The 14,920-nt window shown below is 70.2% G+C and carries 16 protein-coding genes and 1 riboswitch; of the genes, 8 read left to right on the forward strand and 8 right to left on the reverse strand.

Annotation, left to right across the window (positions count from 1 at the left end; translation table 11 throughout):
- Nucleotides 1–62 precede the first annotated feature (62 nt).
- The 5 genes from iadA to U7230_RS02665 form a co-directional block, all read right to left on the reverse strand.
- The gene (gene iadA, locus U7230_RS02645) at nt 63–1,271 is read right to left on the reverse strand and encodes a beta-aspartyl-peptidase (RefSeq protein WP_324717200.1); all 1,209 of its coding nucleotides are present in this window, start codon (nt 1,269–1,271) and stop codon (nt 63–65) included.
- Nucleotides 1,272–1,276: 5 nt separating this feature from the next.
- The gene (locus U7230_RS02650; protein WP_324717201.1) at nt 1,277–2,149 is read right to left on the reverse strand and encodes an ABC transporter permease; all 873 of its coding nucleotides are present in this window, start codon (nt 2,147–2,149) and stop codon (nt 1,277–1,279) included.
- Between the two features lie 44 nt (nt 2,150–2,193).
- The gene (locus U7230_RS02655) at nt 2,194–3,114 is read right to left on the reverse strand and encodes an ABC transporter permease (protein WP_324717202.1); all 921 of its coding nucleotides are present in this window, start codon (nt 3,112–3,114) and stop codon (nt 2,194–2,196) included.
- Between the two features lie 4 nt (nt 3,115–3,118).
- Complete coding sequence (locus U7230_RS02660) at nt 3,119–4,669, reverse strand: glutathione ABC transporter substrate-binding protein (protein WP_324717203.1); 1,551 nt, start codon at nt 4,667–4,669, stop codon at nt 3,119–3,121.
- A 303-nt stretch (nt 4,670–4,972) separates the two neighbouring features.
- Nucleotides 4,973–5,221 carry a hypothetical protein gene (locus tag U7230_RS02665; RefSeq protein WP_324717204.1) on the reverse strand — a complete coding sequence of 83 codons (249 nt, stop codon included), beginning with the start codon at nt 5,219–5,221 and terminating at the stop codon, nt 4,973–4,975.
- Between the two features lie 414 nt (nt 5,222–5,635).
- Here U7230_RS02665 and U7230_RS02670 point away from each other — a divergent pair, with 414 nt between their 5' ends.
- Entirely contained in the window at nt 5,636–6,682 is a 1,047-nt protein-coding gene (locus U7230_RS02670; protein WP_324717205.1) for a S66 peptidase family protein, read from the forward strand.
- 33 nt (nt 6,683–6,715) lie between these two features.
- On the opposite strand, the gene U7230_RS02675 is transcribed toward U7230_RS02670, so the two are convergent.
- The 3 genes from U7230_RS02675 to U7230_RS02685 all read right to left on the reverse strand — a co-directional run bounded on the left by U7230_RS02675 (nt 6,716) and on the right by U7230_RS02685 (nt 9,221).
- On the reverse strand, nt 6,716–7,429 hold the full coding sequence (locus U7230_RS02675) for a thiamine phosphate synthase (protein ID WP_324717206.1): 714 nt from the start codon (nt 7,427–7,429) through the stop codon (nt 6,716–6,718).
- Entirely contained in the window at nt 7,426–8,493 is a 1,068-nt protein-coding gene (locus U7230_RS02680) for an AIR synthase family protein (RefSeq protein WP_324717207.1), read from the reverse strand. The genes U7230_RS02675 and U7230_RS02680 overlap by 4 nt, the downstream gene beginning before the upstream one ends.
- 5 nt (nt 8,494–8,498) lie before the next feature.
- The gene (locus U7230_RS02685) at nt 8,499–9,221 is read right to left on the reverse strand and encodes a class I SAM-dependent methyltransferase (RefSeq protein ID WP_324717208.1); all 723 of its coding nucleotides are present in this window, start codon (nt 9,219–9,221) and stop codon (nt 8,499–8,501) included.
- A riboswitch (TPP riboswitch) is annotated at nt 9,214–9,323 on the reverse strand. Its footprint overlaps the gene before it by 8 nt.
- A gap of 170 nt (nt 9,324–9,493) precedes the next feature.
- Between U7230_RS02685 and U7230_RS02690 the strand changes: the two genes are divergently transcribed.
- From U7230_RS02690 to U7230_RS02720, 7 genes are all read left to right on the forward strand, one after another.
- Nucleotides 9,494–10,054 (forward strand): LysM peptidoglycan-binding domain-containing protein, encoded by a 561-nt coding sequence (locus U7230_RS02690; protein WP_324717209.1) that lies wholly within the window; start codon nt 9,494–9,496, stop codon nt 10,052–10,054.
- A 167-nt stretch (nt 10,055–10,221) separates the two neighbouring features.
- Nucleotides 10,222–10,878: an HAD family hydrolase gene (locus U7230_RS02695; RefSeq protein ID WP_324717210.1), complete on the forward strand. Its 657-nt coding sequence runs from the start codon at nt 10,222–10,224 to the stop codon at nt 10,876–10,878.
- Between the two features lie 96 nt (nt 10,879–10,974).
- Nucleotides 10,975–11,613, forward strand: coding sequence for an RNA polymerase sigma factor (locus tag U7230_RS02700; protein WP_324717211.1), 639 nt, complete (start codon nt 10,975–10,977; stop codon nt 11,611–11,613).
- A complete protein-coding gene (locus U7230_RS02705) occupies nt 11,591–12,169 on the forward strand; it encodes a zf-HC2 domain-containing protein (protein ID WP_324717212.1) in 579 nt (192 codons plus the stop codon). Before U7230_RS02700 ends, U7230_RS02705 begins: the two co-directional genes overlap by 23 nt.
- Complete coding sequence (locus U7230_RS02710) at nt 12,154–12,906, forward strand: hypothetical protein (RefSeq protein WP_324717213.1); 753 nt, start codon at nt 12,154–12,156, stop codon at nt 12,904–12,906. The genes U7230_RS02705 and U7230_RS02710 overlap by 16 nt, the downstream gene beginning before the upstream one ends.
- Before the next feature lie 2 nt (nt 12,907–12,908).
- Entirely contained in the window at nt 12,909–13,322 is a 414-nt protein-coding gene (locus U7230_RS02715; RefSeq protein ID WP_324718169.1) for a GerW family sporulation protein, read from the forward strand.
- 224 nt (nt 13,323–13,546) lie between these two features.
- Nucleotides 13,547–14,893 (forward strand): ABC transporter substrate-binding protein, encoded by a 1,347-nt coding sequence (locus tag U7230_RS02720; RefSeq protein ID WP_324717214.1) that lies wholly within the window; start codon nt 13,547–13,549, stop codon nt 14,891–14,893.
- Nucleotides 14,894–14,920 lie beyond the last annotated feature (27 nt).

Raw genomic sequence — 14,920 nt, forward strand, 5'->3', positions numbered from 1 at the left:
TCTTCGGCGCACGGCCGCCGCCGCATCCGCCGGGCCGCTGGCCGCCCGTGCCGGCAGGCGGGCTACCTGACACGAGCAGCCGACTGGCTGGCGGTCGCGGCAGGCGGGAGGTCGCCTCGAAGCGGCCGGCCCCGCGCCCACACCTGGCGGATCGTGCGGTCGGGATTCAACAGGAGGAAGTCCGCGTCCATGCCCGGCGCGATGCCCCCCTTGCCCTCGAGCCCCAGGACCCGGGCCACGTTGGCCCCCACCACGCCCAGCGCATCTTCCAGGCTCACGCCGGGAGAGGATGCCAGGCGCTTCCAGTCTGCGAACAGCGCGTCGATGCTGGCAACCCGCATGCCGACCAGGCGCCCCGACGGGTCGAACTCCGGCAAGCTGCCGTTACTGTCCGAGCTGAGCGTGATCCGGCTCCACGGCACGCCTTTGCCGACCATGTACAGGATGGCTTCGGGCGCGCTGACCGACTCTCCTGATGGAAACTCGAAGGCCGTGACGTCCACCGTGCCGCCGCGAAGGGCGTAGGTCACGGCCTGGTCCAGCAAGCGCCCGTTGCGGTTGACGTGGGTCGGCACCATCTGGCTGATGGGGATCTCCGTCTCCTCGGCGATGCGCAACAGCGGCCGCAGTCCTTCTTTGCCATCTCCCACGTGGAAGTGGACGATCCCTCGTTTACCGCTCAGCATGCCTCCCACCCGGGCGAGGGCCACCAGGCGCTTCAGCTCCTCCATCGTCGGTTGGGAGGAGCGGTGGTCCGAGATGGCGATCTCTCCGACCCCGACGACCTCGTCGATCAGCACCAGATCCCGCTTGACGCTCCCCGTCAGGGTCACCGGGGGCACGGCGTAGGCCCCGACGTACATGTAGGCCGAAATCCCTTGTGCTCCGAGGGCCCGCACCTTGGCGAGCAGCGAGTCGGGGTGGCGGGTCACGTCGTCGGTGCCGAGCAGCCCGACCACCGTGGTGACCCCCGCGGCCGTGATCTGCTCCAGGGTCATCTCAGGGCAGCGGGTGGCAAACCCGCCCTCGCCGCCTCCCCCGGTCAGGTGCACGTGCCCGTCGATGAACCCCGGCACGGCGTCGGCGTCCACTTCCTCGACGACGGTAACGGGCCACCCTTCGGGCGGTCGCAGGTCGCGCCCCACGAAGGCGACCTTCCCGCCCGCGAGCAGCAACGTGTCGGCGCCGGTGGGGGCCGGCCCCCAGACCCGGCGGCAACGAACGAGGGTCAGGAGAGACGAGGGGTCACCGGTGCTTCGTCGCGCAGGCACGTTTCTCAGCGTCCTCTTCCCAGCGCTTTTCGGGCACGAGGGTTCAACGCGTCGTTGAGGGCATCGCCCAGCAAGTTGAAGGCGAGCACGGTCCCCGCTATCGCCATACCGGGCACCAGGCTCAAATGCGGGGCGGTCACGAGGTAGACCCGGGCCTCGCTGATCATGGCCCCCCACTCCGGCGTGGGCGGCTGGATGCCCATCCCGAGGAAACTGAGCCCGGCCGCCGTCAGAATCGATGCCGCCGTCCGCAGGGTGAGCAACACGACTACGGGCGGGAGAGCGTTGGGGATCACGTAGCGCAGGATGATGGCGCCGTCGCGCTGGCCGACGGCGCGGGCCGCTTCCACGTACAAGTTTGCCCGGATGCTGAGGACGGCGCCCCGCGCCACCCGCGTCACCTGGGGCAGGTTGTACACCCCGATGGCCAGGATCACGCTGGGGAGCCCCGGGGGCAGGACGGCGGTCACCGCGATGGCGAGCATGATGTCCGGGAAAGAGAGGAGCACGTCCGTCAGGCGCATGACGGCTTCGTCGATCCAGCCGCCCCGGTAACCTGCGACGGCGCCGAGCAGGATCCCTGCCACGGCCGCCAACCCCAGGGAGGCGACCGCCACCGTGAGCGAGATACGTGCGCCCCACACGATCCGCGACAGGATGTCCCGGCCGAACTGGTCGGTGCCGAGCCAGTGCCCGGCAGAGGGCGGCTGCAGGATGCGCGTGAGGTCGATGCGGTTGGGGTCGTAGGGGGCGAGCCACGGCGCGAGCAACGCCATGCCCACGAACACCGCGACTCCCACGGCCCCCACACGTGCCGCCGGTGTCCGGAGCCATACGCGCCACGCGGGGCTCCGGGCGCCTGTCCCTTCCCGCAGCACCTCGGCGGACGCAGCTTGCAGAACGACCTACCCCGCTTTCCTCGTCAGTCGTAGCGAATCCGTGGGTCGAGCCAGGCGTACAGGACGTCCACCGCGAAGTTGATGGCGGCGAACGTCACGGCCACGACCAGCAGCCCGGCCTGCACCACCGGGTAGTCCCGGGTGAAGATGGCGCCGGCGATCAGCCGCCCCATGCCCGGCCAGGCGAAGACCGACTCCGTCAGCACTGCGCCGGCCAGTGAGTACCCCAGCTGCAGCCCGATGACGGTCAGGATGGGGAGGAAGGCGTTACGCAGCGCATGCCGTAGCAGGATAGACCTCTCGGCCACGCCGTACGCCCGGGCGGTGCGGATGTAATCCTCCTCGATGACCTCGAGCAGGCTCGATCGGGTCATCCGCGCGATGGTGGCCGTCAGCGCCGCCCCGAGGGTGATGGCCGGCAGGATCAGGTGCCGCAGGCTGCCTGCCCCGCTGGTCGGTAGCCACCTCAGCTTGACCGCGAACAGCCACATCAACAGCAAGCCGAGCCAGAAGACCGGCGCCGACACCCCGGCCAGCGCTCCGGACATGATGGCGCTGTCGACCGCGCTGTACGGGTAGCGGGCCGCCAGCATCCCCGCGGCGATCCCCGCCAGGCTTGCCAGCCCGACGGCCGTGAGCGCCAGGATACCGGTATTGACGTACCGCCAGCCGATCTCCTCCAGCACGGGTCGCCCCGTTTGGAAAGATTGCCCGAGGTCCCCGCGCACGACCTGCCCCACGAACAGCACGAACTGCTCCGCCATGGGCCGGTCGAGCCCGAGCTCGTGTCGAAGGGCCATCACTGTTTCGGGAGGAGCGTCCGGCCCGGCGATGAGCCGGGCCGGGTCCCCCGGAGCCACCCGCAAGAGACCGAACGTCACGGCGACGATCCCGAGCAGCACCACGAGCAACACGCCGGTGCGCCGCACCAGATAGCGCGTCATGGCCTTACTTCTTGGACGCGTCCTTCACCAGTACGATCTCGATGGGGAGTACCTTCACGCCCTGCAAAGAGGCGCGCACCCCGACGACCTGCTTGACCACGTGGAGAAAGGCCCACGGCGCGTCGCCCACGACCTGCTTTTGCGCCTCGCAGTAAATCCGGGCCCTCGCGTCGGGATCGCTCGTGCGCATCCCCTCTTGAATGAGCTGATCCACCTTGGGGTTGCCGTAGTAACTGGCGTTGTCCCCGGGCGGGAAGGACTGGGACGAAAGGAGCGGCCGCATGACCCAGTCCGCGTCGCCCGTGGAGGGAGCCCATCCGAGCATGTACATCTGGTACTGGGCCTGCTCCTTGGGCACGTCGAAGATGTTGCGCAAGTAAGTCGCCCATTCCATCGTTTGGAGCCGGACGCGAATCCCCACCTGCTGGAGCATGGCCTGGATGGCGATCGCCGTCTCGTAGTCTTTGAGGTAGCGCCCCTGCGGAGCCCAGAGGCTGACCTCCAGGCCCTGGGGGTAGCCGGCCTCCTTGAGCAGCTGGCGCGCCCGCTCCGGGTCGTACGGGTATCCGCCGGTCTTGCAGTACCCGTTGACGCCCGGCGCCATGGGTGAGTCGGAGACGGAGGCCATGCCGCCCAGCACCTGCGAGACGATGAGCTCTTTGTCGATGGCGTAGTTGACCGCCTGGCGCACCCGCACGTCGTCGAACGGCTTGCGCAACACGTTGAAGCCCACGTAGATGACCCGGAGGCTGTCGGCCACCCGGATGTCGAGGTCCCGGTTGGCGCGCAGGCGGGGTACCTCGCTCGGCGGCAGGAAGGTGATGACGTCGGCCTCTCCGGTCTCCAGCTGGAAGACCCGGGTGGCATCCTCCGGCACGACCCGGAAGACGAGCCGGTCGAACTTGGGAGCGCCCTTCCAGTACTGCTTGTTGGCCTCCAGCGTGATGTGGTCGCCGGGCACCCATTCGACGAACTTGAACGGCCCGGTACCGACCGGGTGCTGGCCGACCTTGTCGCCCCAGCGCCGGATGTTGGACGGGGACTGGATGAGGCCGGCCCCATGAGCGAGGTGGTGCAGGAACGCCCCGAACGGAAACTTGAGATGGAAGACGACGGTATACGTGTCCTTCGCCTCTACGCTCTGTATGTACGGTTCGTACAGCGACGTCCGCCGGAGCCCTCCCGCCAGGATCCGGTCGAAGTTGGCCTTGACCGCGGCGGCATCGAACGGCGTGCCGTCGTGGAACCGAACGCCTTTACGCAGATAGAACACGACGTCTTTCCCACCGTTTTGGAACTCCCACCGCTCCGCCAGGGCGGGACGGATCTGCAGTTGCTCGTCGAACTCGACGAGCCCGTCCATGATGTGGCGGAGCACGGTCTCCGACGGGTTGTCCGTCATGTCCGGCGGATCCAGCCGGACTGCGTCCGCACCGACCGCGACCGTGACCGTGGCGGGCGAGGCCGCCCCCCACCCTGCGACTGTGAGCGTAGCCACGATGGCCAGGAGGAACGATAACCCCTTCAGTTTAGGCCTGCTTCGTTGCGCGGCCATGGACGTTTCACCAGCTCCCCTCGGTGTTAGCCCCTGGTGTTCTCTGGCCTTCGCGGCTTGTCCTGCTACGCCTGGCATGTATGCAGGATCGCTGGATCGTCCCGGCGGGCAGGCGCGGGCGGCGGCTGGGCAGACTACGGCCCGGACGGCAGCAAGGACGCCTCCATGCCCCGCTGCCGGGGGAGGAACTCGGCCGCCTACGTGGGTTACGCGACCTGGGCCTTTCGTGGCCGCCGTGGGACCTGACCACATTGAAACCCCAGGGCCGAGAAGGCGCCCCCGGCCCTGGGGTACGGGGTGGCTTTACAGGACGGGCCTGCGTGCCAGCGCCGCACGCAGCGCTCGGGTGGCTCTTGCCAACCGACCGTCCCGCCGCTGCCGGGCGAGCCCGGCCTGGCGGCTTCGCTGCTGGCTGCGGGCCCAGCGGTCGACGGCGTCGAGCTCGGCCTGACGCAGGCGCTCCTGCATGATGGCGTGGGCCAGCGCCAGGTCGAAAAAGGGGTACATGGCTCGGGTCTCCTTTCCCCACGTCGCTTCCCATGGGTTGCCCACGGCCATGTCCTCCAGGAAACAGTACGGCCGTGGGACCCTGTTTCGGTTTCGGTGCCCACGGCCGGCGTCTGCGGCGTTTGGAGGGAGCCCTCCTGCCCCTCTAGGGCGTCGGCCCCCCTGCCCGTATCACCTCAGCGCCGGAGATGGGCAGCCCATCGAGCAAACGAATGCCGGCGAACGGGACGACGACGAGTCCGGTCCCCCACCCTGCCGGGCAAACTGCCCTGTACGGGGTTACGGCCAGTACCCGCATCACGCTGCCACCTCCGTCCTCCGCACGGCCTCGAGCCGGCTTGCGGCGTCGAGCCAGTTTGCCGGCCCGGCTGGCCACCGTGCCGGCGGACGAGAGCGTACCATAGGTCTTGCCTGGTGCGCAACGGCTACACTGTAAACGGTGTGTAAAGGAGGGTGTCCATGCGCCGTCCCAGAGCCCTGGCCGCCGGTGATACGGTGGCGCTGATCTCGCCCGCGTCGCCCCCTTACAAGGACAACGTGCTTTCGCCCGAAACCGTGGAACGGGCCCGGGCGTGGCTCGAGGGCGCGGGGTTCCGCACCGTCGTGGGGCGCCACGCCCTGGACGCCCGGGGTTACCTCGCCGGCAACGATGCCGACCGGGCGGCCGACCTGATGGACGCCTTCACCAATCCGCACGTTCACGGGATCGTGTGCATCGGAGGAGGCTACGGGGCGCTTCGCATCCTCCGGCTGCTGGACTACGGGGCCATTGCCTCCCACCCCAAGGTCTTCGTGGGATACAGCGATATCACGGCGCTTCACGTCGCCATCGGCCAGCTGGCGGGGCTGGTGACGTTCCACGGGGCCCTCGCCCGGGACTTCGCCGTGCAGCGCCCATCCACGGGGGAGACCTCGGGCCGGGGGGAGAGGCATGGCCTGGGGGAGACGCCGCACCCGGGAGCGATCCAGGACGCGGGGGTGGCGTTCACCTGGAGCGCGTTCCTGCGGGCCGTCACCCGTCCCGAGCCCCTGGGCCGGCTGGTCAACCCGGCGGGTGGGCCCGCGCTGGAGACCCTTCATCCCGGGCGGGCGACGGGCTTGCTGGTCGGCGGCAACTTGTCGTTGTTGGTGTCCACGCTCGGAACGCCCTACGAGATCGACACCAGGGGCCGCATCCTGCTTCTGGAGGACGTGGGGGAGGCGCCGTACCGGCTCGACCGCATGCTCACGCACCTGGCTCTGGCGGGCAAGCTCGACGAGGCGGCAGGGTTCGTCGTCGCCGAGTGCGTCGACTGCCTGCCGCCCGAACCGGAGCGCCCCACGCTCACGGTCAGAGAGGTGCTCGACGACATCCTGCTCCCTCGGGGCAAGCCGGCGGTATACGGGCTCGCCGCCGGGCATGGCCCTGCCCGGCTGACCCTGCCGCTCGGCGTTCCCGTCACGGTGGACGGCGATTGCCCCGCCGTGGTGGTGGAAGCGGCGGGCGTAGAGGGCGAGACGCCGTAGGATGCATCCATGGGCCGGGGCCGGCATCGGCGGTCAGACGGCGCGACCCGAGCGGTGTCGCCCCCGGCGTCGCAGCAGCTCCTGGAAGTCCCGGGCCGCCTGCTGCGGGTCGGGCGCCTTGAGCACCGCCGAAACCACGGCGATCCCGTCGGCACCGGCGTCCAGGACGTCCCCTGCGTTGCCGGGCGTGATGCCTCCCGAGGCGAACAGCACGAGATCGGGCTCGAGCGCCCTCGCCGCCCGCACCGAGGCCAGGGAAACGATCTCGCACGACACGGCCGACGTCGTGGGAAACACCGAGCAGAACGAGACGTAGTCCGCACCGGCCCTGGAAGCCCATCGCACTTTCTCGAGGTCGTTGCCGCACGTGTAACCGACCAGGGCCCCACGGCCCTGGAGGCGGGCGAGCCGGGGAGCCAAGGTAGACCGCACCTCTGCCGGCGCAGGCGCGCTGCCCTCCAGGTGCACGCCGTCGGCACCGAGGCGGGCGGCGAGCTGCACGTCCTCCCCGATGAGCAGCGGCACCCCGGCCTCGAGGGTGAGAACCCGCAAGCCCATGGCGAGGCGCAGGGCTTGCTCCGGAGAGAGGAATGCCGCCGCGTTTTCGGACGACGGCGCCCACAACTGGACGAGGTCGACGCCCCCTGCCAGCGCCCGGCTGACCCGTTGCAGCACTCCCTCCACGCCCCACGGGCCGGCGGCGAGGCCCGGATCGACGACGAGATACAGCCCTCCGAGGCGGGTCAACGCCAACCACTCTCCCGGGCGCGGGCGTACGCCGCCCAATAGGGGTCAGCGGCAGGCGGGGCCAGGAGCGTCTTGCGCCCGTCCGGCTCGACGACCCAACGGCCGTGCTCGGGCGCCTCGAACCGCCCGACGATGGCCGCCCGGATCCCTGCGGCTCCGAGGCGCGTCTGCAGCTCGGCAGCCCGGGCCGGGTCGACGGCCAGCACGAGTGCCCCTTCTCCCAGCGCCGTGTAGGGATCCATCCCGAAAAAGGCGCGGCACAGCTCCCGGGTGACGGGGCTCACAGGAATGGCCTCACGCTCGACGACGGCCCCGAGCCCGGAGGCCTCGGCCATCTCGGCGATGGCACCCAAGACGCCGCCCTCCGTCGCGTCGTGCATGGCCGAGACGCCGCCGCCTCGCACTCCAAGAGCGGCGGCAAGGCGAGCCTCCTTGACCACGCCGAACTGCCCGAAGACCGCGGCCGCCTCCCGCGCGCCCTCGTCGCCCAGGACCCGCCGGGCGGTCTCCGGAAAGACGCGGGCCAGGATGCCGGTGGCGGCCACCGCCGCTCCCTTCGTGACCACACAGGCGTCGCCCGGGCGCGCGGTCGCCGAGCAGACCCACCGGTCCTCCGGCCCCGTGGCCATCATCACGCCGGCGCCGATGATGGTGTAGTCGCACCCCGGGTAGCGCCCCGTGTGGCCGCCCGCCACGGCCACCCCGAGGTCGGCCAGCGCCCGGTGGAGCGCCTGTTGGTAGCGCGCGAGGGTCTCGTCGTCCATCTGCGGGGGCAGGTTGTAGTCGACGACCGCGAAGGCGGGCTCGAGCCCGCTCGTCGCCACGTCCGAGGCAAGCAGCTGCGCCGACAGCCACGCGGACGCCTCCACGCCGAGTTCGGGGATGAGGGAGAGCGGGTCGGCGGTCACGGCCATGACCTGCCCGGGCGCGGTTCGCAGGATGGCCACGTCCACCCCGTGGCGCGGCCCCACCAGCACCTGGCCGGGGCGAGCGGCGCCGAGGTGAGGGGCGATGAGCGCGTCAAAAGCCTGGCGGCTGAGCTTGCCGAGAGGCGGAGCGGCCACGGCGTTCACCTCCTGGAGCTGCCGGGCAACTCGACGCGGACGGCGAGAAACGAGCCGCCGCCCACCGGCGACGAAGCGACCGGAACGCCGGGAGGATAGAGGGTGAAGCGCCAGGCGAGCCGGGCGTGCCCCCCGAACGCCTCGCGGGCCAACCGGCGGATCTCTGCGAGCGTGTACAGGTGCGCGCCTTCGAAAAAGTCGTTGCGGCCCAGGGCGACCTGGAGGCGCCGCCGGACGCCGGCGACGCTGCGGCGGTTCATGAGGCCGAGGACGAGACCGCGGCGGGCCACCCGGGCCACTTCCTGCAGCACCCGGACCGGATGCGGCATGTACTCGAAGCAGGCGACGAGGACGGCGGCGTCGAACGAGCCGCTCGCAAAAGGAAGCCTCGCGGCGTCGCCCCCGACCAGGCCGGTCGTACCGAGCTCCCGGGCCTTGCGGAGCATGAGGGGCGACAGGTCGACCCCGACGACCCGGCCGGCCAGCCCCTTCAGCCAGCGGGTGAAGTGCCCCGTGCCGGCTCCCACTTCCAGGAGGCGGGCTCGTGGCCCGAGCCAGCCTGCCTCGTCCAGCATCCGGCGGAGCACCGCCTTTTCCTGGCGGTCCATGCGGATGCCGGTGGGGCCTTCGTACCACGACTCGTAGCGTTCGACGAGCTCGGGGCGGGTGTACCAGGGGCGCGCCGGCCTCGAGGCGGCGGGCGGGGCCGGCAGATGCCGTTCGCTCATGAGAGCCCTTCCCTTCGCTGGCATGACCCAGATCAGGTTCGAGGGGTCGACGGCGACGGGGCCGTCCTCTCAGTCCCCGATGGGACTCCCCCAGGGCCACGTATCCCGCTGAAAGTATCGGGGGCCGGCACCCCCGGCGTCAAGGGCAGCGACCGGGTGGCTGTCCTTCCCCAGGACCCGGGTCGCCGGACGCATCCTCGCGGCACGCGTCAGGGACGCGCGTCATACCCTGACCACGCTGCTGAACCCTCGTGGGAAGGGAGCGACACGGCTTGTCAGGACAGCCCATCGCCTTCTCCTCGATCTGCCCGGCGGGCTCCACCCCGTACACGGTCCAGCCTGGGGACACGCTGTTCTTCATCGCGCAGCGCTTCGGCACGACGGTCAACGCCATCCTGGCCCTCAACCCTCAGATCACCAACCCCAGCCTCATCTTCCCGGGCCAGGTGCTCTGTGTGCCGTCGGCGGCGCCGCCTCCTCCGCCGATCACCTGTCCACCGGGGACGACCCCGTACACGGTCCAGCCGGGGGATACGCTGTTTTTCATCGCGCAGCGCTTCGGTACGACGGTCAGCGCGATCCTCGCGGCTAACCCTCAGATCACCAACCCCAGCCTCATCTTCCCGGGCCAGGTGCTCTGTGTGCCGTCGGCGCCTCCGCCCGGCATATGCCCGCCCGGATCCACGGCTTACACGGTGCAGCCCGGCGATACGCTGTTTTTCATCGCACAACGCTTCGGCACGACGGTCACCGCGATCCTGGCCCTCAACCCGCAGATCACCAACCCGGACCTCATCTTCCCCGGGCAGGTCATCTGCGTACCGAGCCGCTGAGGGGATCGTTCCCGGCATCGCGGCGCGGCGGGCGGCGACATCCCTTCCACGGGGATGCCGCCCGTCGCGCCTTCCCTTCTCCTGAAAGGAGCCCTTCCGTCCCTTGGCGTTTACTCGCCGGCTGTGGTTCAATGCAGGCGAAGTCCCCTTGGAAAGGCGGCCCGTGCGTGGCAGCAGTCATCTTCGACATGGACGGGGTGCTGGTCGTCAGCAACCCCGCCCACTTCCGGGCATGGCAGGAGTTCAGCAAGGAAAGCGGCGTCGTGATCACCGAGGAGATGTTCCACCGGGAGTTCACGGGCCGGAAGAACGAAGAGGCCCTCGAGGCGCTGTTCCCCGGGCGCTTCACCCCGGAGGAGAAGGCGTCGCTCTCCCGGCGCAAGGAGGCCCTCTTCCGGGAACGTTTCGTGGCCACCCTCGAGCCGGTACCCGGCGTGCAGGCCCTGGTGCGTGACCTGCGCCGCCACCGGGTGCCGCTGGCGCTGGCGACCTCGGGTCCGCCGGAGAACGCGGCGGCCATCGTGCGGCACCTGGGCATCGACGGGGCGTTCGACGCGGTGATCACCGGGCAGGACGTGGAGGCGGCGAAGCCCGACCCCGCCATCTTTCTCAAGGCGGCCCGGGCGCTCGGGGTCGCTCCGGCGCAGGCCGTCATCGTCGAGGACTCCATCGCCGGGGTGCGGGCGGCGGTAGCGGCGGGCGGGGTCTGCCTGGCGGTGACCACCACGGAGCCGGCCGAGCGGCTGCGGGAGGCGGGGGCGCGGCGGGTCGTGCCCGATTTCCTCGGGCTGAGAGCGGCGGATCTCCTCGAGATGCTGGGATAGCCGTAACTTTCCCCGTGTTTGCGGGCCCCTCCGTGAAACCGGAGGGGCCTCTTTTTTGTACAGACAGACGGAAGGCGCAAGAGGGGTGGTAACCCGGTGGCGGCCCGCGAAGCGACCGAAGCCCGGCTCGTGCGGGAATGGCTGGCCGGCAGCCGGGATTCCCTGGGGCGGCTGCTCGAGGCGTACTACCCCTACGTCTTCAAGTTGTGCTCGCTCATGGCGGGCAACCGCCGGGAGGCCGAGGAATGGAGCCAGGACGCTTTGCTGGCCGTAGCGCTCCACCTCGGTCGCTTCGACCGGACGAGGCCCTTCAAGCCGTGGCTGCGCCAGGTCGTCCTCAACGTGTGCCGCAACCGCCGCCAGCAGACCCGCCGCAGGGCGGAGTGGGAAACATCCCTGGAACAACTGGCCGCCGCGGGCCAGGCGCCCGAGCATCCGGCCGGCGGAGGCGACGGCACCGTCGAAGAACGGCTCGTGCTCCAGGAGGGGCTGCGGGCCGTGGGAGAGGCATGGGCCGCCCTGCCCGAAGAGTGGCGCACTGCGCTCTGGCTGCGCGCGGTCGAAGGGCTCTCGTACGGGGAGATAGCGGCGGCCGGGGCATGGCCCGAGGGCACGGCGAAGACGTACGTTTTCCGGGCCAGGCAGGCCCTGCGCCAGGCCCTCTTCGAGAATGCGCCGGCGGTGGCGAAGCGAGGGAGTGGGGGCAGCAGCCATGGGTACGGCATGCCCGTCTGAGGACCTCTTGATGGAGATGGTGGACGGCACCCTCGAGGAGCTGCCGGCCCTCCTGGTCATCGAGCATCTCAGGGGATGCCCGGCGTGCCAGATGCGGGTGGGCCAGCACGTGGCCGTCGCCCGGTGGGTGGAGGCGCGAGCCCGGCTGGAGATGGAGAAGGAGCGACGCACCGCCGCCGCGGTCGCCGGCCGGGTGGCCGTGGAGGAGGCCGTCCGGCGTGCCCTGGAGCAACGCGAGGCCCTCGAGCGACGGGAGAAGGGCATGAGGACGGAAGGAAGGTCGCCGCTCGTGGGCGGTACGGGGCTTGCGGGGATGAGGCGGCTTGCGGCACGGGCGTTGCGTGGACGACTTGCCCGGCGCGCGATGGGCGGCTCCTGGGCGCTGATGAGCGGGACGGTGCGGGCCGCGGCGAAGGCCGGGGGGTGGGTCGTCCGGATCCGGCGTCTCCCGTCCGGGCGTGCCCGGGTCCCCTGGGTGTGGGGCCTCGTCCGGCGTGCTGCCGGTTGGTTGGGCCAGCGGCGGGGAGGAGGAGTGCGCCAGTGGGCGCCGGCGTGACGATCGAGCTTTCCGTCCTGGCACTGGTCGTCGGGGCCGGGGCGGCGGTCGTGCTCTCCCCCGTGGATCTGGCCGTGGGCGGCGAGCGGAGCGGCAGGAGGTGGACCCACCGGTGGGAGGCGACGGTGCTCGGGGGTATCCGCCTCAAGCCCCCCGTACGCCAGCGCAGGAGGGCACCCACGAAAGGCACGAGGCGTGCCGGCGTCCCGCCAGCAGCACGGCGAAAGCCCCTCCGCCGCTCCCGGCGCTGGTTCGAGCGGTACGGGGGCCATGCCGGCCAGGGGCCCAGCGTCGCCGGGTGGCTCGAACTGGCGGCCCAATGGCTGCCGGAGGTGCCGCACTTCGTGCGGCGGCTGTCGCGGGCCGTCGAGGTGCGGGCGCTGGAGATCCGGCGACTGGCTGTCTCCGACCCGGCCCAAGCGGGGTGGGCGCTGGGCGCCGCCGGAGCGGCCCGGGGTCTGGGGATCCCCGTGCGAGTCGGTACCGTCGACGTGATGGCGGCGGTGGAGCCAGGAGAGGAGGTGACGGGCCAGGACTTCGAGGTGGAGTGGCAGGGCAGCTTCCGGATCTGGCCTGGGCGCATCCTGGGGGCGGGCGTGGCGCTGCTGGCCAGCCGGCCGGCCCGGCGGTATGCCAGACGAGCGCTGCGGGCCTGGTGGTCCCGGGTGTGGGCACGACGAAGGCTCGATGAAGCCAGCCGGGCGCGGCGAACGGCCCGGGTAGGAGGAGAGGTTTGACGGTGGACATGGACATCAACGCCGTGATCGACAACCTGATGGCCAATACGGAACGCATGGTGAGTACGCGGCGCGTGATCGGGGAGCCGTTCCAGGTGGGTAACGTCACGCTCATCCCCATCATGACCGCAACGGTGGGCGTGGGGGCCGGCGGGGGGAGCGGCAAGGGGCCGGAGAGCGAAGGCAAGACCACGGGCGAAGGCGGCGGGGCCGGCGGCGGCCTCGGGATGCGGCTCGTTCCGACCGCCCTGGCGGCCATCGTGGACGGCGAGCTCAGGGTCTACTCCCTGGGCGGCCGGGGAGCACTGGAGAAGCTCCTGGACCTGGTGCCGGACCTCGTCCAGAAGGTCGGGGCAGGCAAGAAGGCGGCGGGCGAGCAAAAGCAGGGCCCTGCCCAGGGCTCCACGGGGGCCTAGCGCTCCGGTACGCGATGTCGGCATCGACCTCGTGACCGGGTGCGGGTGAGGGAGGGCGACCGCGACGCGGTGGCCCTCCCTTCGTGTTGCGCTGCAACGGTGCTGAGGGTGAGAAAGTTGTAAAGGAATCTGACGGCGCGGCTCGTACCCCACTCCCAATACGCAGCGAGGGTACATGCGTGAAAGATGTCACAAGGCTTTCCAGGATGAGGGGGGCTGGGGCCATGCTGCGTGTCGGGTCGTGGAAGAAGTCGAGCTTTGCATGGGCCGTTGCCGGGATCGTACTGCTCTTGGCCGGCTCCGTACCGGCGATGGCGGCTACCCGTACCGTCAAAATCGGTGTCATCTTGCCCCTCTCGGGGCCGCTGGCTCCGACCGGGCGAGAGCTGCGTCAGGGCATCGAGCTCATGGTCGACATCGTCAACAACGCCTACCCCGAACTGGCCGAAAAGGGCCTGGAGGTCGCGAAGTGGGAAGGCATTCCCGGGCTGGGTGGCGCCCGGCTCGAACCCGTCTTCGTCGACTCCCGCGGCGATCCGGCGGTGGGGGCCGACCTGGCGAGGCGCCTCATCCTCGAGCAAAACGTCGTGGGGCTCATGGGGGCTTACCAGAGTGCGGTGACCAAGGCCGTCGCGGGCGTCACCGAGCGCTACGGCATCCCGTTCGTCAACGCCGACTCGTCGTCGCCGTCGCTCACCCGAATGGGCTACCGGTGGTTCTGGCGGGTGACGCCGCACGATCAAATCTTCGACGAGGACCTGTTCAACTTCCTCGACGGGCTCAAGGCAGGAAAGGTGCGGGGTGTACCCGCCGTCCCGAAGGATGCCATCACGAAGCTCGCCATCGTCGCGGAAAACACCGAGTTCGGGACCGCTTCGGGCGACGACATCGACCGCCGGCTGGCGCCCGAGCGAGGCTACCAGGTCGTGCAGTACATCAAGTACCCGGCCAACTCCCCGGACCTGACCAGCGAGGCCATACGCCTCGCCTCCTCGGGCGCGGACGCCTACCTGTTCATCTCGTACGTTTCCGACGCCATCCTCTTCATGCGCACCCTGCGGCTGCGCCAGGCCGCTCCCAAGCTCATCTGGGGCCAGGACGCCGGCTTCACCAATCCCGACTTCGTGAAAGCCATCGGCAAAGACTTGCACGGTGTGCTGACGCGCTCGCTTTACATCGGCAAGCTTACGCAGGTGAAGCCCGTGGCAGCGGCCGTCAACAGCCTCTACCGCCAGCGATACGGCGCCGACCTGGTCGAAGAGTCGGCCCGAGAAACCCTGGGGGTCATCGCCTGGGCGTATGCTCTGGACCGCGCGAAGTCGACGGAGCCGGCGGCCCTGCAAAAGGCCCTCGACGAACTCAACGTACCCGGTGATCAAATCATCACGCCGTGGAAGGGGATTCAATTCGGCGGCCTCTATCCGGGAGAGACCCATCAAAACATTCACGCGACCGGCATGATCGGGCAGTACCAGTGGAACCCGAAGACCGAGCGAGTCGAACTGGAGATCGTCTACCCGTTCGAATCGGCCACGGCCGACGTGGTCTACCCGTTCCCGGGCTGGAGGTAGGTCGACCCGAAGTCATCCTGGCAGAGG

The organism is Limnochorda sp. L945t (genome assembly GCF_035593305.1).
Taxonomy (GTDB): domain Bacteria; phylum Bacillota; class Limnochordia; order Limnochordales; family Geochordaceae; genus Carboxydichorda; species Carboxydichorda subterranea.

Coding starts and splice junctions, on each gene's coding strand:
- U7230_RS02655 (WP_324717202.1), bottom strand. CDS start 3,114: ATGACGCGCTATCTGGTGCGGCGCACCGGCGTGTTGCTCGTGGTGCTG.
- U7230_RS02660 (WP_324717203.1), bottom strand. CDS start 4,669: ATGGCCGCGCAACGAAGCAGGCCTAAACTGAAGGGGTTATCGTTCCTC.
- U7230_RS02670 (WP_324717205.1), top strand. CDS start 5,636: ATGCGCCGTCCCAGAGCCCTGGCCGCCGGTGATACGGTGGCGCTGATC.
- U7230_RS02685 (WP_324717208.1), bottom strand. CDS start 9,221: ATGAGCGAACGGCATCTGCCGGCCCCGCCCGCCGCCTCGAGGCCGGCG.
- U7230_RS02705 (WP_324717212.1), top strand. CDS start 11,591: ATGGGTACGGCATGCCCGTCTGAGGACCTCTTGATGGAGATGGTGGAC.
- U7230_RS02720 (WP_324717214.1), top strand. CDS start 13,547: ATGCTGCGTGTCGGGTCGTGGAAGAAGTCGAGCTTTGCATGGGCCGTT.